The sequence below is a fragment of the Thermaerobacter litoralis genome, assembly GCF_054654595.1.
Window position 1 is genome coordinate 207,085 of sequence record NZ_BAAIES010000002.1, and the last position, 22,000, is coordinate 229,084.

The following is a 22,000-nucleotide window of genomic DNA, read 5'->3' on the forward strand; positions in this document are numbered from 1 at the left end:
GTCCAAGCCCGTGCCGTCCAGGCCTGCGCCCTCAACCCTCCCCTCCCGCATCGGTCGAGGGCGGCCCGGACTCCCTGGGCCCCCGGTCCCCCCTGGCCGGTCCGGGCAGGCGGCCCGCCTTGCGCAGCGCCTCCCGCAGCAGGTACTCGATCTGGCCGTTGACGCTGCGCCACTCATCGGCGGCCCATTTCTGGATCGCGTCGTAGATCGCCGGATCGATGCGCAGGAGGAACCGTTTCTTCTCGGTCACCGGCGTCACTTCCCGTTGTCATGCCCCGGCGCTGCTCCGCCGCCCCGCCGGCCCGCCGGTGGCTCGCCGATTGCCACCACCATGGGACCGTTCCCTGCGGGCGGCGGGCAGACGGCCCCCCTCCCCCCGCACGGCACAGCCCCTCAGTACAGCGTGCCGGCGTTGATCACCGGCTGGGCGGCCCGCTCGCCGACGATGGCCACCATCAGGTTGTTGACCATGGCCGCGCGGCGCTCCGCGTCCAGGTCGACCAGGCCGCTGCGCTGCAGCTCCTGCAACGCCATCTCCACCATGCCCACGGCGCCTTCCACGATCTTGGCCCGCGCCGCCACCACGGCCTCCGCCTGCTGGCGCTGCAGCATGGCGTGGGCGATCTCCGGCGCATAGGCCAGGTGGGTCAGGCGCGCGTCCAGCACCTCCACGCCGGCGACCGCCAGCCGCTCCTGGAGCTCCTGAGCCAGAGCCTGGGACACGCTGTCGGTATTCTCCCGCAGGGACGGCGCGCGATGGTCCTCGAAGTGGTCGTAGGGGTACTGGCTGGCGATGTGGCGCAAGGCCGTCTCGCTTTGGATCTTGACGAAGTCCTCGTAGGCGTCGACCTCGAACAGGGCGCGGGCCGGGTCGACCACCCGCCAGACCACCACCGCGGCGATCTGGATGGGGTTGCCGCGCAGGTCGTTGACCTTGAGCTTCTCGCTCTCGAAGTTCCGCACCCGCAGGGACACGGCGGGATGGGCGGCCAGGGGCACGGTCCACCACCAGCCGGGTTCGCGCAAGGTCCCCAGGTAACGTCCCAACAACACCACGGACCGGGAGTAGTTGGGCTGGACGATCACCATCCCCGAGGCGACCGCCGCCGCGCCTGCCAGGGCCAAGAGGCTGGCCACCAGGTCGATGCCGCCATGGCCCAGCACCGCCCTGGTTCCCGAATCCAGGGCCGACACGCCCGTGACGAACAGGTACACGCCGGCCGCCGCCAGCGCCAGGCTCGCCAGCAGCCCAACGATGCCGGGCAGGGCCCACGCCCGCCGCTCCTTCATCGCCATCCCCTCCTGCCTCCCAGGCCCCGCGGCCTTCGCTTGCCGGTTCAGTCCCGGCGAGGCCCGGACCGCCGGTTCCTCTGGATGGGATGATATCATTCTGCTAGCACGCCGGGATCTCCTGCGGGTGAACGCCTGCGGAAGCTAAATACGGAACCAAAATTTACGTCGAAAGCGGAAGAAGAAAAAAGAAAACGGGCGCCAGGGAATGCGCGCCAACGGGCGAGTGGATGGGTGGGTGAAATGGGCGGGTGAAGGCGGAGCCGGCCCCCGTTTCCCTCGGGAGCCGGCTCCTGTGCCGGGGGCGGGATTCGAACCCGCACGGGCTCGCGCCCAACGGATTTTGAGTCCGCCTCGTCTACCGGTTCCGACACCCCGGCCCAGCAGCAGCATCGTAGCACAGGGGCGCCGGGCCTCACAACGGGCTGCGTTCCTGTCCTACCGGCGCTTTCCTGGCCGGCTGCGCTCGCCCGCCTCCGGCCGCAACGTGCCGCCCTGGGCCGCCCTCGCCGCCACCGGCCGCCGCCGGCCGGCCGCGGCCGGTCCCGCCGCTTCCGCAGCCGGGTTGCGCGCGCAACCGCCAGCCGCCCGCCGCCCGCGGCCACGCCTTCCGTTTCCGCGGCCGGGATGCGCGCGCGACCGCCCGGCGCCGTCCCAGCCCGTTACGAGCCCGCCTCCAGCATCGCCGCCAGCCGCGGCGCGCACCGCACCAGGTTCGGGTGCACCGCCGTCACCCGCCGCGCCAGCTCGTGGACGGTGGCCCGGATGTCCCACTGGGCCTCGGGCTTCCCCCGCAGGGTCAGCAGATGGTAGAGCTGCCAGAGGTCGAACTCCGCCTGCACCCGGCGCCGGTGGGCATTGGTCACCACGTAGTGGGCGGCCAGGGGCAGGCCCGCCCGCACCAGCCGGAAGAACAGGCGCTCCGCCGCGTCCACGGCGCGCAGGAGGACCGGCGCCAGGCCCGCTTCGGTGATCCGCGGCGGGACGGTGATGCCGTGGACCACCGACGGCGCCTGGGCGGCAAAGTGCATGCGCCGGGAATGGCGCAGCAGCTGATGCCAGTTGGCCTCCGAGACGCAGAGCTCGGCCCGGTAGCGGACCAGCTTCAGTGCATCGGGCGGGGGGTCGTGGGGCCCGAGGCCCTCCACCGCCCGGGCGAAGAGGGCGATCTTCTCCGCCGGCGCCATGCGGGCCAGGACGTCGGCGGTGGCCGGCCAGCCGCGGGTGCCGTGTTCGACCAGCCAGGCGCCCAGGATCACGTCCAGGGCCGCCTGCTCGTCGGGTGTGGTCGATGGGGGAAGGGCGGATGGCCCCGTTACGCTCGCCCCGCCGGCCGCAGCGGCCGGCGCCGGCGCCGGCCCGGCACCCGCGCCCCGGCCCGTCCAGTCCAGAAGGAGGACGGGCCCGCTGGTCTCCGCCTCCGTCGCCCCGTAGCGGCGAAAGGCCTCGTCGACCCCACGGGCGACGGCCTCCTCGGCGGCGCGCAGCCGGGGGTTGGGTTCGGCATATCGAACCAGGGTGGGTAAGACCCGCTCCACCTCACGGCGGATGGCCAGGGCGAGGCGGGTCGTCTCCGCGTAGGGATCCGAAAGGAGCCGGACGATGGCGTCCCGCAGGGCGCGCCCGTTGCCCACCATGCCCAGGTTGGTCTCCACCGCCAGGGTCAGGGCGTAGCGCGCGTCTTCGAAGGCCATCTTCTCCAGGCGGCTCGACCGCGCCCGGGGCGACTCGCCGGGCCGCGCCGGTTCCACCGCCTCCAGGTGCGCGACCAGGCCCCGCAAGAGCTCCTGGTAGGCGTCGTAGGTGACGTCCTGGACCCGGTGGAACTCGGCCAGGAGCTCGGCGTCGCCGGCCTGCTCCAGCTCGGGCGGAACCACGTAGGCCCCGCGGGCGGGCATCTGGTAGCGCTGGCTGTACTCGATGAAGGACAGCCACGGGTTGGCCGTCTCCAGGCGCGCGCTGGCCAGGCGGGAGATGCGCTCGATGCCGACGGCCGCCTTGGCCAGTTCGGCCACCGAGGCATGGCCGTAGCCCACCACCCATTTCTCGTGGAAGCGCCGGGCCTTCTCGGCGGCCACCGCCACCGAGCCGGCAGGCACCGCCTCCGGAGGCGCCGCCGCGGCCGGCGAGGGGCCGCTCAGGCCGGTGGTCCCCCCCGGGGACGGCGGCACCGGTGCCAGGGGGCTCTGCCCGCCGGGGGCCGGAGCCCCGCCGCCCGCCGGCCCGACGGCGCGCTCGAGCGAGGTCGACCCGCCCCTCGCCGGGGCCGCCGGTTCCACCGTCGCGGCGGATTCGTTCCCCGGTGCCGCGGTGGCCTCCCGGGTCGGCAGTTCCAGCGCGGAGGGGTTGGTGGAGGAGGCCCCCTGGCCGGAGGGCCCAGAACCGCTCCCGGCACGGGGGACCCCCTGGGGTTGGGGCGGCAGGCCGGCCAGCAGGTCGAGCTCGGGGTCTTCCATCAGCCGCAGCAGGTTGTCCCGGAAGCTGCGCGGGCTGCGGCTGACGTAGGCGAAGATCACCGCCACGACCTCTTCGGGCAAGTTGTAGATGGCATACACGTTCTGGTCCAGGTTGCTCACGTAACGGGCCAGCAGCTGGCGCTGGCGGGGCGTGTAGCGGGAACCGGCCGTCGACAAGGTCCAACACCGCCTCGCCTGGGGTGGCATGGTTCGTGCATCGTTGGGACCGGCGGCGCCGTGGTGGCCGGCCTGGCGCCGGGGGCCGCGTCGCGCCGTCGCCTGGGATCGTTGGGCAAACGCCACGGGTCCTCGCCACCCCTCGCCGTCGCGGGCGGCGAGGGGCGCCGGGGACTGAAAGGCCCAGGACAGAAACCCTTCGCCGTAGGGGGGCGACGACCCTCCCGCTTCCCACCCCCATCCCCCGGGAATGGGGCTCCTGGCACGCGAATGCGCCCCATGGTGCGCTCCCCCTGCCCGCTCCACCGGCCGGTCGGTGTGCGGTGCGGCCCGTGGCACGCGAATGCGGCCCCTGGCGCGCGGCCCCGGGTGGGTGGCGCCAGGTGTGTCGCCCCGGGGCGTAGCACCGAGGGCGGTAACCCCGCGGCACGCGACCCCGGGTGGGTCGCCCCAGGCGCCCGGCCGCTGGCGTGCCTGGCCCTCCCGGGCAGTCCCTGGCCGGACGGCAGCCGGATGGTGACAATGGGGGAAGAGGCAGCCGGCCGCGGGCCGGACACCGGCCGGCCACGCCACCGCGCGCCCATCCCAACACGAGGTGATGCCCCATGCCGCCCGGCGACCCGGACCATCCCCTGCCCGCCGGCCTGCGCCTCGGCCCCGTCTATTTGCGGGTCCGGCAGCTGGCGCGGGTCATGCCCTTCTACCGCGACCTGCTGGGTCTGGTGCCCACCGCCTTCCCCGCCGCCGGCGGAGTAGCCGCCGGCGGAATCGACGGGGGAACGGACGGCCTCACCGGCGCCACCATGCCACCGGCGGCCCGTGACGCCGGCACCCCCGAGCCGGACGATCCGGCCGCTCCGCCCGCGGCCCCCGGGACCGGCCGGCGGGTCGTCGCCCTCGGCGCGGCCTCCGGCCGCCCGCCCCTCCTGGTCCTGGAGGAGGTCCCTGCCGCCCCGATCCGGCCCCCGCGGACCACGGGCCTCTACCACATCGCCCTGCTCTACCCGAGCCGCGCGGCCCTGGGCCGGGCCTTCTTGCGGCTGGTGGAAGGCGGCTGGCGGTTCCAGGGCTTTGCCGACCACGGCGTTAGCGAGGCCCTCTACCTGGCCGACCCCGAGGGCAACGGCCTCGAGCTCTATGCCGACCGGCCCCGCGACCAGTGGCCCCGCGGCCACGACGGCAGCGTGGCCATGTACACCGCCCCCCTGGACCTGGAGAGCCTGGTGGCCGCGGCCCGAGACGACCTCCGGTCGCCGGCCGCCCCGGAACCCCCACAGCCGGCGGACCCCGGGTCCCCGGACCACCCGTCCGCCGGGGCCCCTGCCGAACCCGACGGCCTGGGTCCCGTGGTGGGGCACGTCCACCTGCAGGTGTCGCGGCTGGAGACCGCCGAAGCCTTCTACTGCGGCGTGCTGGGCTTCGAGGTGACCCAGCGCGACTTCCCGGGCGCCCTCTTCGTGGCCGCCGGCGGGTACCACCACCATCTGGGCCTCAACGTGTGGGCGGGCGAAGGGGCGCCGGCCCCGCCGCCGGGCGCCGCGGGCCTGGCGGGCTTCACGGTCGTCCTCCCCACGGCGGCCGATCTCGCAGCGGTGCGGGAACGGGTCCAGCGAGCCCGACTCCCCCTGCAGGCTACGGAGCGCGGCTGGACGGTGATCGACCCGGACAGGATCCCCGTGCACCTGACCACCTGAGCCGTCCCCCCACCGAGGGGGCAACCCGGTGGGGCGAGCCGGCCGAGGTGTGCGGCTGAACCGTGGCGGCTCCCCACGGTCGTGAAGGTTGCCGGGGTGCCTAGCTGGCATGAGGGTGGGGCCGAACGGCGGCGGCTCCCGACCGGCGGGCCGCCCCCGGCCCTGTCGCCGACGCGGCCCGCTGGCCTTGGCCCCGCAGCTGGCGCGGCCCCGCTGGCCTTGGTCCCGCAGTTGGCGCCGCTTCCGCCGGTTCGACAACCGGCCGACGCATTTCCCGGGAAATCGGCAATTCGCGAGCCCCCTGCCAGGCCCAAACCGCGACCGCTCCGGACCCAAACCGCGCCCCCGCCGGGCGCAAACCACGCGCCCCCTGCCGGGTCCCAACAGGATTCGACGCCCGGCGACCGAAGAATCCTACCCATGAGCATGACGGCACCCGCACCGCGGCATGTCTTCGAAGTGTTCACCCTGGGCTTCCTCGTGCAGGACGGCCGGGTCCTCCTGCTGGAGCGCCGCAAGCCGCCCAACGCGGGGCGGTGGAACGCGCCCGGCGGCAAGCTGGAGGCCGGTGAGGACCCCATCCAGGGCATCGTTCGCGAGTTCGCCGAGGAGACGGGACTCACCCTGGAGGACCCCACCCTGCGGGCCGTCCTCTGTTTCCACGAGCTGGACGGCGCCTGGCGGCCCCAGATGATCTACACCTTCCTCGCACGTCGCGCCACCGGGAGCCTGCTGGCCTCGGAGGAAGGCCGCCTGGCCTGGTGGCCCGTCGAGCAGGTCCTCCACGACCCACGGGTGGTGGGGAACATCCCCCTGTTCCTGCCGCGGATGCTGGCGGCCGGCCCGCCCTTCGTGTTCATCGCGGCATACCGGGGCGAGCGCCTTGAGGGGTACCGGGTGGCGCCGCTGCTGGCCGGCTCCGACGACGGCCGCGCCGGCTCCAGCGACGGTTGCGCCGCCTCCAACGACGGTTGCGCCGCCTCCGGCGCCGGGCGACCCGCTTCCGGCGACGGGAAGCCTGCTCCCGGCCCTGGGGCGCCTCCCAACGCCTAGCGGAGCCCCCGGTCCGGGCCCGTGTCCCCGGGGGCCGGCCCCGGCCCCAGCCACCCAGAGGACCGGCTGGTCTTCGGGCCCCGTGGCGCCCTCGCCCGGAGCCCGGAGGCCCGCGCAAGAACCCGCCACACCGGGTGGGACATCCAGGCCGGCCCACCGGCCGGTGAAACCTGCCCGGGTTCCACCCGGATTTCCACCCGGCTTTGGTGGAACCGGCTCAGCCCCCCGATTTCCACCAGGCTCTGGTGGACCCGGCTCGGGTTCCCCCGGATTTCCGCCAGACCCTAGTGGAACCGGCTCGGGTTCCCCCGGCTGAACCGGCCTGCCCGCCGCGTGCCCCAGCCGCCGCCCCCGCCGGAAGGGCGCTCCGCCCGGTGGTTTTTGCGAACAGCTTGCAGTATCATTTGGGCCATGAGCAGGAGCCCGTCCCCGCCGGCTGAACCGGCCGCCCTCACCACCCTCCACCGGCTGCCGCTGGCGCCGGGCACCCGGCGCCGCCTGGACGGCTTCCTGGCCGCCTGCGGCCTGGGTCCCTCACCTCGCGGGGACGCCGTTTGCCCCTTGCCCCGCAGGGACGCGGTGTTTTGCGACGGCGACGCCGGCGGGCGGGCCGCACCGGTCCCCGCCCTCGCCTTGCGCGACCCCACGGTGCTCCGGACCATGATTGAATCCCTGCAAGCGTGCTGGGGCGGGCCCCTGGAAGCGGTCGCCTCCCAGTGGCACAAGCACTATGGCGCCGCCGTCCTCACCGGACCGCTGCTGGCCATGACCGTCGCCGGCATCCCGCTGGTGGGTCCCGTCCAGGACGCCGTGCTGGTGCTGGCCCCCGAGCCGGGGCGGCAAACGGGGTCCGGACCGGAACCGGACGAACCGGCACAGCGACCGGCTGTGCTGCTGCCCTTCGCCATCGCCTGGACACCGGCGGTACCGGCTCCTTCCGGCCACCCAAGGCAGGTGCCGGCCCCCGGCGGCAGGACCACCTCGGGGAGACAAAACCGGAGGCGCCTCACCCCGGTGCCGCAGGACTCCGCCGCCCCGGCCGCCGGTTCCCCACCAGGCCGGGGTGTGGCCGGGAGCGATCCCGTCCACCGTTTGCCGGCCACTTCCTCCGCCGGTCAGGAGCCCGGCGCCGGCGGGCCGGTCGACGCCGCCCCCGACGGCCCCGTGTGCGTCCTGTGCACGGGTCCCCTGGGCGGCTGTCGCCACCCGCTGCCAAGGGGCGGCCACGGGGAATCGGGGCACCCGCTGGTCTCCCCGGCCATTCCCCGGACGCCCCGCACCCCCCGGCCGCCGCGGGCCCCCTGGATGGACGACCTCCTGGCCGTGCTGCTGCGGGATTACCTGGCTCCGGTGGTCCACGCCCTGAACCAGGCCACCGGGGTGCGCCCCACCACCCTCTGGACGAACACGGCCAACCTCTGCGCCAGCCTCTTTGAAGAGCTGGCTGCCGCCGGGGCCCCCACGGCGGCCGCGGCGGCCCACGACGCCGCCTGGCTGCTGGCGGCGCCGGCCCTGGGCGGGTTCGACCCCAATCCCCTGGCCGGACGGATCCGGTACGCCGGCCTACCCTGGTGGGAGGCGGAGGGATCCATGCCCCAGCGGATCCGGCGGTCGTGTTGCCTGCGTTACCGCCTGCCGGGCGGCCAGCCCTGTCACTGCTGCCCCCTGCGCTGGCGGGCCGCCCGGCGCCAGGCCCATCCGGACCCGAACTCCCCCCGGATCCCGTGATCCCCACGAAACCCAATCTGAGACTCCCCGGGCGGAGGCGCGTACCGCGCCGGAATCGGAAGGGCGGCCTTGGGGCACCGCTCAGCCTGAGCCGGCGGAGCGCCTTCTTAAGGGCTTCAGGCTGCACCCAACCTCACCGGAGCCACACCGTACCCGGATCGGACCAACGAAAGGCGCCTGCCGCAAACGTCATGGTGACCACTTGGAAACGGGCCGAAGCGGCTGCCTCCTGTGCGGAGAGCGGCCGCTGCACAAGCCGTGCGTGCCGCCGCCGGCCCCTTCGGCGACGGCCTGGCAGATCAGGTCGACGACCTCCGTCCGGGAAGCACCCACCGGGTCGGTGTTTGGCACGCAGCCAAAGCGGTAGGTCACGGTGTCAAGGACGTCCATGCCCGGGGCGACCCGATCGGACGGACCCGCCGCGTTCCGGGAGTGCCTCGAGTTTCGGTAGCTGCCGGCGAGGGGAAAGTTGTTTAATTGGTGCCGGTTCCTAATGAAGTTTGCGGCCAGCCCCCTCAATGCCTTCAGGACCGTATCCGTTCTCCCCAGAAATCTGGATATCTCTATCCTGGATCCACGGGGTAGGCGGACTGGGCCCAATGTTAACAACCGCAGCTCGGAGCATTTCTTCGGGTGTACCCAAGTCCACACACCCCCAGGCCAATTTGCGCAGCCAATTTCCAAAGCAAAGATAGTACGTATTGGGTTCCGCACCTCTCGTCAATACAACACTTCCTTCGACTGTATGACCCGGAAGCACTTTGTCCGGAAGCGGACGGATCTTTTTTTCATTGACCATCCATGCGACAAGGGCCTTATCCATGGGCATGTAATTATATGCCTCTGCTACACGCTCATCCGGGATAATGAGGTAGCGATTAATGTATCCCACAACGAACCAGTTGATCACAGGATCAAAGCCATATCGCTTGTAAAGATTGTCTTCGTCCATTATCCAATATGCTTTCTTTTGGTTAAGATCCAATACACCGTCACTACGATTCTCAACCGTTATGCGAAACTCCGTCGCGGCCCAGTCGGGCTCGGCCTCCTGCGACAGGCTACCGTCCGGAAGCTGTCTCCGAGCAACCGAATAGGTCAAACTGTACGCCTTTACCAGGAACGTCACAGGTCCCACTTCTAGTGGCTCTCCCAGCTTCACAATCGGCACCGGAGTCTTCTTCCCGCCCCCAACCTCGTATGTGGGAAGCTCCAGTGGCTTCACCGCCGCCTCTTGCACCGGTTCCGAAGCAGGTTCCGGGTTATCAACCACCTTGGGGGCCGATGATTCCAGCGCTGACGGCTCTGACTGCCCCCAGCGGCAGCCCGTCAGCCCGATCAACACCGTTGCGATCAACAGCAGGGCTATGAGCTTTCTCTTCATTCGACCATCCCTTCTCGGCCCGGCTCTTCCGGGCCCCAAATCCAACAAACGCATACAATTACTTCGATTGCCATTGTGCACAGAGGATGCCTTCTTGTCGGTGCGGGCTTCCCATGTCTTCCAGAAGTGGTCCTGGACAACAGATTTTTCGTCCCGCCCACGGGCGTTTTCCGTCTCGGGACCACCCCCGGCGACGGGGACCACCAACGCCGCGTGGCTCCGGGCCGTGTGTTCGCCGCGCTCGGTGACCATCTCGCATTATCCGCGGCCGACGGTGTACTGCAACTGAGACAACGGAAGCCACAGCTAGACCGCACCGCGCCGGGAGCACCGCTAACTATTCAAGTACTAGGGTGGGGCTTCGACCAGGACGGATTTATACCACGGACCTTCGGAGTTGCGATGTGGAGGAGGCTTGCGTTTTCCGGTCCCCCTAAGGCCTACTCCTCAAGCAAACTGAGGCCTTCAAAATGTATTTCTTCCGGGTCCAATCGGATGTAATGAGCTTCGCCATTCCACGTGATCTTCATCCATAGCGGGGTTCGAATGGCCTCAATCAACTTATTCCGATCCTGCGTATCGAGAAGCCGGGGATTGGGTACACCTGATAGTCGTGATACATAGAGACCATACGGCTTCTGACCTGGAATCAAGTCGATCCCATCCAGACCACTTCCGAAGTCAAGCATGTTCGACAAGATCCACGGCCCCATTTTAGGATCTAGCTTCACACCGACAATGAGGTCACGCACGGGCTTCCCACTTACATTTGTGATCTTGATGTCATAGCTTATGGAGTACCAATCCCCGCCCCCGTTTCCAGGTGGAGGAGGACGGTCCATGACCTTGACGACAGCTGATATGCTTAGTACGCCTTTGATCTGATCAACCGACCCAAATTGGCTCGGATCAGGCCATTGATGTGTATCGTACAATTGCACCGGTTTGGGAAGCGAAGCGATGGCGGCCACCACCGCCGCCACCACCGCCGCCGCTGCCACGACGACCACAATCGTCTTGACATTCAATATTTTTGGATTTACCATTCCCGCCCGACCCCCACCCGGATTCAAAACCCCGACTCTGGGTACTTGACCCCAGGGCGGCTGGCAATTACAAGACCAGGATCTCTGCTATCACACCATATGCATCCAGGAATAGTCAACCATACGCAATCACTCAGCCAACGCCACCACTCTGCCAAAAAGGAACCGAATTCACCCGGTGCTCTTGCGCACGCCGTTCCCTTGCGCCCGGCGCCCGGCCCGCCGGTCGCGGCCCATGAGGACGCCAAAACGCGAGGGCCAACACCGTGGCCGGTCAGCGCGGCCACCAGGACCGCCCCACCTGACGCACCTCCCTCCGCCCCCCAGGGCTCGCCGACGAGCCGCCGGCGCGGCCGGCGCCCCGCACGGGGACGGGCCGTCCATCGTGGACCACTGGCCGCGATCCCCTTGACGGGGAGGATCCCGCCCCCCAAGATCGAATGCGGGATATACAGAAAAAGATTTTCAATACCATCGCACAATACCATCGCAACCGTTAAAGGTGGCGTCGCCCTTGGCCGCGGTATCCGGAACCCGACCCGTCCCCGCGCCCGCCCGCCGCGGGCCGGTTCTTCCGCTCAACAGGCCCGGGGCCGGCCTGGTGGCCGGCCTGTTGCTGGTGGCCGGGCTGGCCGCCGCCAGCATGGCTTACGGCGCCATGGCGATCCCCCTGGCCGAGGTGGTCGGGGCCTACACCCGCTTTGACGGCAGCGACGCCCACCTGGTCGTCACCACGGTGCGCATGCCCCGGACGCTGCTGGCGGTGATGGTGGGCGCCAGCTTGGGGGTCGCGGGGCTGGTGCTGCAGATGCTGACCCGCAACCCGCTGGCCGACGTGGAGGTGGCGGGGATCAACGCGGGAGCGGCCACAGCCGTCGTCCTGGTGGCGGTGCTGGGCGGGCCGGCCTCCCTCGGATTGCTCACGGCCACGTCCCTGGCAGGCGCCGCCGCCGGCGGTATCCTCGTCTACCTGCTGGGTGCCCTGGGGCGCGAGGGGCCGACGCCCCTCAAGCTCACCCTGGCCGGCGCCGCCGTGTGGGCCCTGGGCGAGTCCTTGACCAGCGGCCTTTTGACCGCCCACGAGCGGGCCCTGGACGAGGTGCTGTTCTGGCTCAAGGGCTCGGTGGCAGGCCGCGAGCTCGGCCTTTTCGCCCCCCTGCTCCCCTGGATGGCCGTGGGCTGGGCCACCGCCCTGGCCCTGGCTCCCGCCCTCCACACCCTGACCCTGGGAGATGACGTGGCCCGGGGTCTGGGCGTCCCGGCCGGCCCGGTCCGGCTGGCCGCGGGGGCGACGGTGGTCCTGCTGGCGGGGACGGCGGTGGCGGCCGCCGGCCCCATCGGCTTCGTCGGCCTGGTGGCGGCCCACCTGGCCCGAACCCTGGTGGGGTTGAACCCGCGCTGGATGGTGGCCTACAGCGCCTGGATCGGCGCCGCGACGCTGCTGGCCGCTGACCTGGCCGGCCGCTTCCTGGCCATGCCGGAGGAACTGCCGGTGGGCGTCACCACCGCGCTGCTGGGGGCGCCGTTCTTCATCCTGCTTGGCCGGAGGGCGTTGCGATGAGTCCCGCAAGGCGGCCGCTTCAACCGGCCCGAGGAACGCGAAACGCGGCCGTACCGGCGCCGGCGCCCCAGGCCCTAGCCGCAGGGCCGGCGACGGGGCCGGTGGGGGCTGCCCCGCGGCCCGCGGGTTCCACGGCAGAGCCCGCGGGGCCGGCGACAGGCACCCTGGCGCTGGCCACAGCGTCTGGGGGTCCCTCGACAGGGCCCTCCGGACCCGCGACGGGGTTCACACATTCGGCCCAGGAACCCCAGGCACCCGTTGCCGGTCCGGTCGGGGCCCTGGCGGGCCGGGCGGGCCGGGCGGTCCTCCCGCCCCTTCCGCCCCTACCGCCCCTGCCCGGCCACCTGACCGTGCGCCCGCGCGGGCTGCCCGTATCGTTCCACCCCAGCCGCCGTTCCCTGGCCGCGACGGCACTGCTCGTGGCCCTGACCCTGGCCGCCTTCGTCGCCAGCCTTTGCCTGGGCTCGCTGGCCATCCCCCCTGACCGGATCGTCGCCATCCTGCTGGAGGCGGGTGGCCTGCCGGCCCCCGCCGGGGGCACGGCGACCGCCGGCACCGGGGTCGCGGGCGGCCCGGAGACCTTCGTCGTGATGAACCTGCGCCTGCCGCGCACCCTGGTGGCCCTGCTGGCGGGCGCCGCCCTGGGCCTGGCCGGCGCCCTGACCCAGGCCGTCTTCCGCAACCCCCTGGCGGCGCCCGACATCCTCGGGGTCACCGGCGGCGCATCGGCGGCCGCCGTGGCCTTCCTGACCTACGGCCAGGGACTCAGCGTGCGCTGGCTGCCGGCCGCCGCCTTCGCCGGCGCCGCCGTCACGGCCCTTTTGATGTACGGGCTGGCCCGGCGCACCGGCGCCTCCCTGCGCCTGATCCTGGTGGGCATCGGCCTGCGGGCGGCCACGGCTGCCCTGACCACCCTCTTCGTGGTCAAGAGCCCGATCTACCTGACGAACCGGGCCATGCTCTGGCTCACCGGCACGGTGTACGGCGCCACCTGGACCGACGCCGGGCTCCTGGCGCCCTGGCTGGTGGCGGTGGGCGGCCTGGCCCTGCTGACAGCCCGGCAGGTCAACGCCCTCCAGCTGGGGGACGCGGTGGCCGGCGGCCTGGGCACCCGGCCCGACCGGGACCGGCTGCTGGCCCTGGCGGCGGCCGCCGCCCTGACGGGCGCCGCCGTGGCGGTGGCCGGCGCCGTCGGCTTCGTCGCCCTGCTGGCCCCCCACATCGCCCGCTGGCTGGCCGGGCCCGCCTTCAGCCAGAACGCGGCGGGGGCGGCCCTGATCGGGGGCCTGATGCTGCTGGCCGCCGATACCGTGGGGCGGACGGCCTTTCCGCCCCTGGACGTGCCGGCGGGCGTGTTCACCGCCGCCGTCGGGGCCCCCTTCTTCCTGTTGCTGCTCTACCGCCAGCAGCGGGGGTGACGGCCGGAAGCCTTACGCGCCGGCACCGGCGGGACGCCGAAACCGGGGAAGACCATCCGACCACGAGGGAGGAGGCCACCTATGCCCGTCCTGGAGAGCCGCAACCTGACCCTGTCCTACGGCGGCGAGCCCGTGATCGCGGGCCTCGACCTGCGGATCCCGCCGGGCCGCATCACGGTGCTGATCGGGCGCAACGGCTGCGGCAAGTCGACCCTGCTGCGCGCCCTGGCCCGGCTCATGCGTCCCCAGACCGGGGCCGTGCTGCTGGACGGCCGCGCCATCGCCACCCTGCCCACCCGGGAGGTGGCCCGGCAGCTGGCCATCCTCCCCCAGAGCCCCCTGGCCCCCGAAGGCATGACGGTCCTGCAGCTGGTCAAGCAGGGCCGCTACCCGCACCAGTCCTGGCTCCAGCAGTGGACGGCCGAGGACGAGGAGCGGGTCCGCCAGGCGCTGGCCTGGACGGGGCTGGAGGACCTAGCCGGCCACCCGGTGGACGCCCTCTCGGGCGGCCAGCGGCAGCGCGCCTGGATCGCCATGGCCCTGGCCCAGGACACGCCCTTGCTGCTCCTAGACGAACCGACCACCTACCTGGACCTGGCCCACCAGATGGAGATCCTCGACCTGCTGGCGCGCCTCAACGAGCACGACGGCCGCACCGTGGTCATGGTCCTTCACGATCTCAACCAGGCGGCCCGCTACGCCCACCACCTGGTGGTCGTCCACGGCGGCCGGATCCACGCCCAGGGCGCCCCGGCAGAGGTCCTGCGGGAAGACCTGGTCCGGGAGGTCTTCGGCATCGACTGCCGCGTCATCGCCGACCCCGTCTACGGCACGCCCCTGTGCGTGCCCTGCAGCCGCTGGATGTCCCGCCGCCGGGACGAACCGGCCGCGCCGTCCCCCGCCCGGGCGGCCCTGGACGGCGCCCGCCAAGAGCCCCCCGGCCGCACCCCCCGCCCGGCCGGCCCGGGGCCCCAGGAGCCCCGGATCCTGGCGCCTAGCCGGGCCTGAACGGCGGTGCCCCCGCCCCCCGCCGCCGCGAGTGCAACGCGAATGCAAGATCCCGAATGCAAGAGGCCGAGCAAAGCCGAACGGGCCGGGTGATTCCACCCGGCCCGTTCTTGCCGCCCCAGGCCCGACCTTGCGGCGATCCTGCCCGGCTCAGCGGGCCGGGGGCTCGGTGCCCAGGACGTAGCGGTACAGGTCGTCCAGCATCAGGTTGGCCGCCAGGATGCCGCCGGCGGTGTTCCAGATCACGTCGTCGACCTTGTAGACCTGGCCGGCCTTGACGACGGACAGGTTCTTCCACAGGGGATCCTGGGTCCACTCCTGCTCCAGCTTCGTCGCCTGGCCGTCGCCGGTCTCGTAGCTGTAGTAGAACAGGATGTCGCCGTCCATCTCGGGGATGCGCTCCTTGCCGACCTCGGCGGCGAAGTCGGGCCGGTCCTGGGCCGGCGGGCGCTTGAAGCCGATCTCCTCCAGGATGCTGCCGGCGAAGGTGTCCTTGTAGAGGATCCGCACGCGGCCGGGCATGAACCGGACCAGGGAGACCTCCAGGTTCAGCTTGTCGCCGGCCTGCTGGCGGAAGTGCTCCAGGCGCTGGTTCCATTCCTCCAGAAGGCGCTCGCCCTCCGCCTTCCGGTTGACCGCCTCAGCCCAGAGCATGAAGTTCTCCTGCCACTTGCCCCGGATCGTCTCGGAGAAGACCGTGGGCGCGATCTGGGACAGCTGCGGGTAGATCTTCTCATGCCGCATCTTGGTGCCCAGGATCAGGTCGGGCTGCAGCGCGGCGATGGCCTCCAGGTTGGGCTGGTCCTCCTTGCCGACGGGCGTGACGCCTTCCATCATCGGCGCGATGTGGTCGTACCAGGGGTCCCCCAGCCAGGAGTTGGCGGCGCCCACCGGCTTGACCCCCAGGGCCAGCAGGGCCTCGGTGGCCTCGTTGGTCAGCACCACGACCCGCTGGGGGGTCCCGGGGATCGGGGTCTCGCCCATGGCGTGACGAACCACGTACCCCTCGCCTTCGCCGGCCGCCCCCGAGCCCGTCCCGCTGCCGCTGGCCGTGCCGGTGCCGGAACCGCTGGCGCTGCCCGTGGCCGTTCCCCCGGACGAACCCGCCTCCCCCGAGGCCGCCGGCGCCCCGCCGCAGGCGGTGAGCAGCAGGGACGCCACCGTCAGGACGGCGAGCAGGATCGCCGCGGCGCCGGGCCGGCGGCCGCGCCGGCGCCCGCCGGTTCCACCCTCCGGGCGGCGCTCCCGCGCCTCCTCGCCGCCGGCCCCACCATGCCGGCGGTTTGCTCTATCAAACCCGCGGACCAACCGAAGATGCATGGGCCCGTGCCCCCTCCTCGGAGAAATTGAGAAAGGTTCTCACACGGGCCCATGGTAACGGAGGAATTAATGAGTGTCAATTTCAAAATTTAGTCCGGGGTCGCCTCGACCCGATCCAGCCCGAAGGCGGCGTGGACGGCCCGCACGGCCTCGTCGACCTGCTCCCGGGCCACCAGGCAGGAGATGCTGATCTCCGAGGTGCTGATCATCTCGATGTTGATCCCTGCCCCGGCCAGGGCGCCGAACATGGTGGCCGCCACCCCTGGCTGGGTCGCCATGCCCGCGCCGACGGCGCTGACCTTGGCGATGCCGTCGTCGACCACCAGCCGTTCCGCCGGCAGCGCCCGCACCACCGGTTCCAGGATGCGCCGGGCCACGGCCAGATGGCCGTCGGCGATGGTGAAGGCGATGTCCTGGTGGCCGTTGCGGGCCACCGACTGGCTGATCATGTCCACGTTGATCCCGGCCTCGGCCAGCGCACTGAAGACCCGGTGGGCGATGCCGGGCACGTTGGGCACCGACACCAGCGCCAGCCGGGCGACGTGGCGGTCCGAGGCCACCCCGCTGACGGGACGGTCGGGCTCGACGGCGCCCGCCGGCACCACCCGCGTCCCCGGGTGGTCGGAAAAGGTGGAGCGGGCGTGGATCACGATGCCGTGGTGCTGGGCGCAGGTGACCGCCCGGTGGTGGAGCACCTGGGCGCCCAGGCGCGCCAGCTCCATCATCTCGTCGTAGGAGATCACGGGGAGCAGCCGGGCCTCGGGCACCACCCGCGGATCGGCGGTGAAGACGCCCTCCACGTCGCTGAAGATCTCGCAGCGGTCCGCCCGGAGGGCCGCCGCCAGGGCCACCGCGGTGGTGTCGGAGCCGCCGCGACCCAGGGTGGTCACGGCGCCTTCGGCGTTGAGGCCCTGGAACCCCGCCACCACCGGGACGAACCCGGCCGCCAGGGCCTCGCGGAGCCGCTCCGGGGCGATGGCCCGCACCCGGGCGCTGCCGTGGGCGCCCTCGGTCTGGATGCCCGCCTGCCAGCCGGTGAAGGAGCGGGCCGGCACGCCCAGGGCGTCGAGGGCCATGGCCAGCAGGGCGGCGCTGGCCTGCTCGCCGGTGGCCATCAGGGCGTCCAGTTCCCGGGCGGGGGGTTCGGGATGGAGCTGCCGGGCCAGGTCGATGAGGTCGTCGGTGGTGTCCCCCATGGCGGAGACGACCACCACCAGGTCATGGCCGTCCCGGCGGGCCTCCGCCACCCGCCGGGCCACGTGGCGGATGCGCTCGGGTCCCGCCACGGAACTGCCGCCGAACTTCCATACCCAAAGGGACAAGGCTCATTCCTCCGTCGCCGTGCCAGAGTCCTTGTCCGGTATTGTTCCGCCCGGCGGCCGGCGTGTCAAAGGGGTCTGGGCTCTAGGTCTGGCCAAGGGAACCGGCTCAAGGTTCTGGCCAAGGGGGCCGGCTCAACGCAGGTGGGCGTCGAAGAAGGCGGTGACCCGCTGCCGGTAGGCCTCCGGCGCCGTGGCGTAGGCCTTGACGTGACCCGCCCCCTCCACCTCCCACAGCTCCACCGGCACCCCCGACCGCTCGGCGACCAGGGCCAGGTAGCGGCTATGGTGGGGGCCGATCACCGTGTCGGCGGTCCCGTGGATGAGCAGGAGGGGCGTGGGGGCCATGCGGGCCACGGCCTCCACCGGCCGCACCCGCTCGGGGTGGACGTCGACCAGGGGCGGCAGCAGCGTGCGGATCAGCCAGTTGAAGGGGAACTCGGGCAGGCCGGTCCAGTGGGCGAGGTTCTCCTCCAGGTAGGTCCGCAGGTCGGAGAAGGGCGCGTCGGCCACCACGGCCTGGACGGCGGGCCCGTCCCCGCCGCCGGCGGCCAGGATGGCCGTCACCGCCCCCATGGACCAGCCCAGCAGGCCCACGGCCTGGTCCGGCCCGTGGGTGCGGCGCACCCATTCCACCGCCGCCACCAGGTCCTGCACCTCCTCCTGGCCGACGGTGGTGCGGTCGCCGCCCGACTCGCCGCTGTTGCGGAAGTCGAACATCAGGACGTTGAACCCGGCCCCGACCAGGGCCTCCGCCACGTCCAGGGCCGGCACGTCGTCCTGCAGCCGGTTCTTCCCGTAGCCGTGGGCGAAGATCACCGTCCGGGGCGCCATGCCGCCCGCCGCCGGGAGGAACCAGCCCGCCAGGCGGACGCCGTCGCGGCTGGAGAAGGTCACGTCCTCGAAGGCCAGGCCGCGGCTGCCAGGGTCCTGGGTCACCGGCTCCCGCTCGGGGTGGATCAACCCCAGGCCCACCTGCCAGGAAATGGCCACCGACGCGGCCACGGCCAGCACGACCAGCAGGGCCAGGCCCCATCCCAGCCACCGGCGCCAGGCCACGGGCCGGCCCGGCCGGGCAGTGCCCCGGATCGGTTCGCTCCCCACGTCCATCCCCCATTCGCCGGCCGGGCGGGCGCCCGGCCCGGATGTGAACCGGCCCGCCGCCACCGGTCGCCCCCGGTTGGCGGAGGCCGCCGCCACCGGGCAGAGCGGGCCGATGGAGCCGGCGGGCCGGCAGAGCCATCGGGGATTTCGATCCGGAAGGCCCTTCCACCTTCCCTGTTTTGTCCGGCCCCGCTCAGCGGGAGGCCGCGGCCAGCCGCTCGGCGGGCAGGGTGAGCTCGGCGATGCGGCCCGCCAGGTCCAGGAAGGCCCGGGCCACCTGGCTCTCCGGGGCGTACAGGGCCACGGGCTTGCCGGCGTCGGCCGCCTCGCGCAGCTCCTCCTGGATGGGCAGCTGGCCCAGCAGGCGCGTGCCCAGCTTCTCCGCCAGCTGCTGGCCGCCGCCCCGGCCGAAGATCTCGTGGCGCTCGCCGCAGCGCGAGCACACCAGGTACGACATGTTCTCGATGACGCCCAGCACCTCGTGCTGGACCTTGCGGGCCATGATGCCGGTGCGCTGGGCGACGGTCACCGAGGCGGGCTGGGGCGTGGTGACCACGACGATCTGGGCCCGCGGCAGCTTCTGCATGATGCTCAAGGGCACGTCGCCCGTTCCCGGCGGCAGGTCGATCAGGAAGAAGTCCAGATCGTCCCAGAGCACGTCGGCCAGGAACTGCTCGATGGCGCCCATCAGCATGGGCCCGCGCCAGATCAGGGGCGTGTCCGCGTCGACGAAGAACCCCATGGACATGACCTGCATGCCATGGGCGGGGATGGGCACGATGGCCTTGTCGAAGGCGACGGGCTTGCGCCCTTCGATGCCCAGCATGCCGGGGATGCTGAAGCCGTAGATGTCGGCGTCCAGCACGCCCACCTTGTATCCCAGGGCGCGCAGGGCCGCGGCCAGGTTGGCCGTCACCGTGGACTTGCCGACGCCGCCCTTGCCGCTGGAGATGGCCAGGATGACCGTCTGGGAGTCGTCGGCCATGATCCGCGACTTGGGCTGGCGCGGCTGGCGGAACTTCTCGATCAGCTGCTGCCGCTCCTCGTCGGTCATGGCGCCCAGGTGGACCACCGTCTCGGTCACACCCGGGATGGCCTGCAGCTTGGACTCCACGTCCTTCTTGATCTCATAGCGCAGCGGGCAGCCCCGCACCGTCAGGGCGATCTCCACTTCCACGCGACCGCCGTCGATCTGGAGGTCGCGGACCATGTTCAGTTCCACCAGGTTCCGGTTGAGCTCGGGGTCCTTGACCTGCGCCAGGGCGCTGAGGACCTGCTCCCGCGTCACCTCGGACACGGTGGAGTCCCCCCTTTCATGCCTCCATTGTACCAGCCCGCATGGCCAGCGGCCGGAAGGCCGTGCCGGACGAACGCGGCCGCAGCCCGCCAGGGAGCCCGGCCGCCGGCCCGCCCGCCCATGGGCACGTCCACGGGTGCGGGCCCGGCGGGCGGCGCCGGTTCATCCGGAAACAGGCGCCGGGTTGCCGCGCCTACCGGCCCCCTTACCCGACCCGGGCCCAGCCGCGGTAGACCAGGCCGCGGCGGGCGTCGACGGTGACCGTCTCGCCGTCCTGGAGCGTCTCCAGGGCCCCCGCCGCCCCGACGATGGTGGGGATGCCGCGGTGCAGCCCGACGATGGCGGCGTGGGAGGTCAGGCCGCCCTCTTCGGTGATCAGGGCGCCGGCCTTCTCGATCAGGGGCATGAAGTCGCGGTCGGTGGCCACCGCCACCAGGACCTCGCCGCCGTGGAACGCCCCCGCCGCCTCCGGATCGCGGACGATGCGCACGGGGCCGGTGTGGCTGCCCTGGCCGACCCCCGTTCCCCGCAAGACCGCCTGCCCCACGGTGTGCACCTGGAGCATGTTGGTCGTGCCGGGCTGGCCGACGGGCACGCCGGCGGTGATCACCACCAGGTCCCCCGGCCGGACGAACCCGCCCTTGACGGCCTCGCGCATGGCCTCTTCGATCAGGCCGTCCACGTCCTTCTGGGCCGCCGTCACCAGGGCCCGGGCGCCCCACACCAGGCTCAGCTTGCGCGCCACCCGCCGGCTGGGCGTGACGGCCACGATGGGCTGGCGGGGCCGGTGGCGGGAGATCATGCGGGAGGTGTAGCCCGACTGGGTGGCCGTCAGGATGGCGGCCGCCCCCAGGTTCTCGGCGGCGGTGCAGGAGGCGTAGCTCACCGCGTCGGTGACCGTGCGGTGTTCCTCCAAACCGGTGCGGGCCAGGCGCTGGCCGTAGTCCAGGGCCGCCTCGGTCCGCCGGGCGATGCGGGCCATGATCTCCACCGCTTCCACCGGGTAGCGGCCCGCCGCGGTCTCGGCCGAGAGCATGACCGCGTCGGTGCCGTCCAGGATGGCGTTGGCCACGTCGGTGCTTTCGGCCCGGGTCGGCCGCGGGTGCTGGACCATGGACTCCAGCATCTGGGTCGCCGTGATCACCGGCTTGCCCGCCCGGTTGGCCGCCTGGATGATCTGCTTCTGCAGCAGGGGGATGTCCTCGACGGGCAGCTCCACGCCCAGGTCGCCGCGGGCGACCATGATGCCGTCGGCGCTGGCCAGGATCTCCTCTAGCCGCTCCACGCCCAGGCGGTTCTCGATCTTGGCGATGACCCACTGGTCGCCGCCCGCCTCCTCGATCACCCGCCGCAGGGCGTGGACGTCGGCGGCCGAGCGCACGAAGGAGGCGGCGATGAAGTCGATCCCCAGCTCGATGCCCAGGCGCACGTCGGCCCGGTCGGCCTCGTTCAGGTAGGGCAGGTCCAGGCTCTCCGCGGGCAGGGTGGCCTTCTTGCCCTGGAGCAGCCGGCCGCCGGCGTCGACCCGGCAGTAGACGTAGACGCCGTCGGACTCCTCCACCGTCAGGACCAGGTTGCCGTCGTCCAGCAGGATCCGGTCGCCCGGGCCGACGCTGGTGGCCACCCGGCTGTAGGACACGGGGATCACCGGGCACCCCGCCGGGCCCGTCTCCCCGGCGCCCTGAACGGAACCGGCCTGGGACGAACCGGCCCGGGGCGCCCCGGCGCCGCCGCCGGCTCCGCCGTCCCCCGGCCCGCCGGCCCCGGCCGGCGCACCGGCCGGCCCGCTCCCCTCGGCGCCGGCGCCCCGCGCGGCGGCCTGATCGGCGGCCACCAGGGCGACCCGCTGGCCGCCGGCCAGTTCCAGGGCGCCGCCCGGCAAGGGCCCCACCCGCACTTCGGGTCCCCGGGTGTCGAAGAGGATGCCCACGTCGTCGCGGCCCACCTCCGCGGCCACCCGGCGCAACAGCTCCACCCGGCGCCGGTGGTCGGCGGCCGTGCCGTGGGAGAGGTTGATCCGGGCCACGTCCATCCCGGCCTCCAGCATCCGGCGCAGGACCTGGGGATCGTCGGTGGACGGGCCCAGGGTGCAGACGATCTTGGTCCGCCGGTATTCCACAGCCATCACCTCGGCAAGGGGAGAGT

At 72.2% G+C, this 22,000-nt stretch carries 16 protein-coding genes and 1 tRNA gene; 6 read left to right on the forward strand and 11 right to left on the reverse strand.

What is annotated here, in order from left to right; genetic code table 11:
• Positions 1-31 precede the first annotated feature (31 nt).
• The 4 genes from ACYQ02_RS01050 to ACYQ02_RS01065 all read right to left on the reverse strand — a co-directional run bounded on the left by ACYQ02_RS01050 (position 32) and on the right by ACYQ02_RS01065 (position 3,923).
• Positions 32-250, reverse strand: a complete 219-nt coding sequence (locus ACYQ02_RS01050) for a type II toxin-antitoxin system antitoxin (protein WP_460038576.1) — start codon at positions 248-250, stop codon at positions 32-34.
• 143 nt (positions 251-393) lie between these two features.
• The gene (locus tag ACYQ02_RS01055) at positions 394-1,290 is read right to left on the reverse strand and encodes an SPFH domain-containing protein (protein ID WP_460038577.1); all 897 of its coding nucleotides are present in this window, start codon (positions 1,288-1,290) and stop codon (positions 394-396) included.
• Positions 1,291-1,586: 296 nt separating this feature from the next.
• A tRNA-Leu gene (locus tag ACYQ02_RS01060) sits at positions 1,587-1,670 on the reverse strand.
• 282 nt (positions 1,671-1,952) lie between these two features.
• The gene (locus ACYQ02_RS01065; RefSeq protein ID WP_460038578.1) at positions 1,953-3,923 is read right to left on the reverse strand and encodes an FAD-dependent thymidylate synthase; all 1,971 of its coding nucleotides are present in this window, start codon (positions 3,921-3,923) and stop codon (positions 1,953-1,955) included.
• Positions 3,924-4,528: 605 nt separating this feature from the next.
• On the opposite strand from ACYQ02_RS01065, the gene ACYQ02_RS01070 reads away from it, so the two are divergent.
• The 3 genes from ACYQ02_RS01070 (at position 4,529) to fhuF (ending at position 8,398) form a co-directional block, all read left to right on the forward strand.
• Positions 4,529-5,617, forward strand: a complete 1,089-nt coding sequence (locus tag ACYQ02_RS01070; RefSeq protein WP_460038579.1) for a VOC family protein — start codon at positions 4,529-4,531, stop codon at positions 5,615-5,617.
• Between the two features lie 420 nt (positions 5,618-6,037).
• The gene (locus tag ACYQ02_RS01075) at positions 6,038-6,670 is read left to right on the forward strand and encodes an NUDIX hydrolase (protein WP_460038580.1); all 633 of its coding nucleotides are present in this window, start codon (positions 6,038-6,040) and stop codon (positions 6,668-6,670) included.
• Between the two features lie 411 nt (positions 6,671-7,081).
• Positions 7,082-8,398 carry a siderophore-iron reductase FhuF gene (fhuF, locus tag ACYQ02_RS01080; RefSeq protein ID WP_460038581.1) on the forward strand — a complete coding sequence of 439 codons (1,317 nt, stop codon included), beginning with the start codon at positions 7,082-7,084 and terminating at the stop codon, positions 8,396-8,398.
• Between the two features lie 490 nt (positions 8,399-8,888).
• Here the strand turns inward: fhuF and ACYQ02_RS01085 are convergent, their stop codons facing one another.
• Together ACYQ02_RS01085 and ACYQ02_RS01090 are read right to left on the reverse strand one after the other, a co-directional pair.
• Positions 8,889-9,782 (reverse strand): hypothetical protein, encoded by an 894-nt coding sequence (locus ACYQ02_RS01085; protein WP_460038582.1) that lies wholly within the window; start codon positions 9,780-9,782, stop codon positions 8,889-8,891.
• 440 nt (positions 9,783-10,222) lie between these two features.
• Complete coding sequence (locus ACYQ02_RS01090; RefSeq protein ID WP_460038583.1) at positions 10,223-10,828, reverse strand: hypothetical protein; 606 nt, start codon at positions 10,826-10,828, stop codon at positions 10,223-10,225.
• Between the two features lie 514 nt (positions 10,829-11,342).
• On the opposite strand from ACYQ02_RS01090, the gene ACYQ02_RS01095 reads away from it, so the two are divergent.
• From ACYQ02_RS01095 to ACYQ02_RS01105, 3 genes are all read left to right on the forward strand, one after another.
• Positions 11,343-12,389 (forward strand): FecCD family ABC transporter permease, encoded by a 1,047-nt coding sequence (locus ACYQ02_RS01095; RefSeq protein ID WP_460038584.1) that lies wholly within the window; start codon positions 11,343-11,345, stop codon positions 12,387-12,389.
• 419 nt (positions 12,390-12,808) lie between these two features.
• A complete protein-coding gene (locus ACYQ02_RS01100; RefSeq protein WP_460038585.1) occupies positions 12,809-13,807 on the forward strand; it encodes a FecCD family ABC transporter permease in 999 nt (332 codons plus the stop codon).
• An 81-nt stretch (positions 13,808-13,888) separates the two neighbouring features.
• Positions 13,889-14,815 (forward strand): ABC transporter ATP-binding protein, encoded by a 927-nt coding sequence (locus ACYQ02_RS01105; protein ID WP_460038586.1) that lies wholly within the window; start codon positions 13,889-13,891, stop codon positions 14,813-14,815.
• A gap of 150 nt (positions 14,816-14,965) precedes the next feature.
• Here the strand turns inward: ACYQ02_RS01105 and ACYQ02_RS01110 are convergent, their stop codons facing one another.
• The 5 genes from ACYQ02_RS01110 to pyk form a co-directional block, all read right to left on the reverse strand.
• On the reverse strand, positions 14,966-16,135 hold the full coding sequence (locus ACYQ02_RS01110) for an ABC transporter substrate-binding protein (protein ID WP_460038587.1): 1,170 nt from the start codon (positions 16,133-16,135) through the stop codon (positions 14,966-14,968).
• An 89-nt stretch (positions 16,136-16,224) separates the two neighbouring features.
• On the reverse strand, positions 16,225-17,457 hold the full coding sequence (locus tag ACYQ02_RS01115) for an aspartate kinase (protein ID WP_460038588.1): 1,233 nt from the start codon (positions 17,455-17,457) through the stop codon (positions 16,225-16,227).
• Positions 17,458-17,589: 132 nt separating this feature from the next.
• On the reverse strand, positions 17,590-18,558 hold the full coding sequence (locus ACYQ02_RS01120; protein WP_460038589.1) for an alpha/beta hydrolase: 969 nt from the start codon (positions 18,556-18,558) through the stop codon (positions 17,590-17,592).
• 193 nt (positions 18,559-18,751) lie between these two features.
• Complete coding sequence (locus tag ACYQ02_RS01125) at positions 18,752-19,855, reverse strand: Mrp/NBP35 family ATP-binding protein (protein WP_460038590.1); 1,104 nt, start codon at positions 19,853-19,855, stop codon at positions 18,752-18,754.
• Positions 19,856-20,060: 205 nt separating this feature from the next.
• On the reverse strand, positions 20,061-21,980 hold the full coding sequence (gene pyk / locus ACYQ02_RS01130; RefSeq protein WP_460038591.1) for a pyruvate kinase: 1,920 nt from the start codon (positions 21,978-21,980) through the stop codon (positions 20,061-20,063).
• Positions 21,981-22,000: the final 20 nt, after the last annotated feature.

Coding starts and splice junctions, on each gene's coding strand:
- ACYQ02_RS01105 (WP_460038586.1), top strand. CDS start 13,889: ATGCCCGTCCTGGAGAGCCGCAACCTGACCCTGTCCTACGGCGGCGAG.
- pyk (WP_460038591.1), bottom strand. CDS start 21,980: ATGGCTGTGGAATACCGGCGGACCAAGATCGTCTGCACCCTGGGCCCG.
- fhuF (WP_460038581.1), top strand. CDS start 7,082: ATGAGCAGGAGCCCGTCCCCGCCGGCTGAACCGGCCGCCCTCACCACC.
- ACYQ02_RS01055 (WP_460038577.1), bottom strand. CDS start 1,290: ATGAAGGAGCGGCGGGCGTGGGCCCTGCCCGGCATCGTTGGGCTGCTG.
- ACYQ02_RS01090 (WP_460038583.1), bottom strand. CDS start 10,828: ATGGTAAATCCAAAAATATTGAATGTCAAGACGATTGTGGTCGTCGTG.
- ACYQ02_RS01085 (WP_460038582.1), bottom strand. CDS start 9,782: ATGAAGAGAAAGCTCATAGCCCTGCTGTTGATCGCAACGGTGTTGATC.
- ACYQ02_RS01110 (WP_460038587.1), bottom strand. CDS start 16,135: ATGCATCTTCGGTTGGTCCGCGGGTTTGATAGAGCAAACCGCCGGCAT.
- ACYQ02_RS01075 (WP_460038580.1), top strand. CDS start 6,038: ATGAGCATGACGGCACCCGCACCGCGGCATGTCTTCGAAGTGTTCACC.
- ACYQ02_RS01070 (WP_460038579.1), top strand. CDS start 4,529: ATGCCGCCCGGCGACCCGGACCATCCCCTGCCCGCCGGCCTGCGCCTC.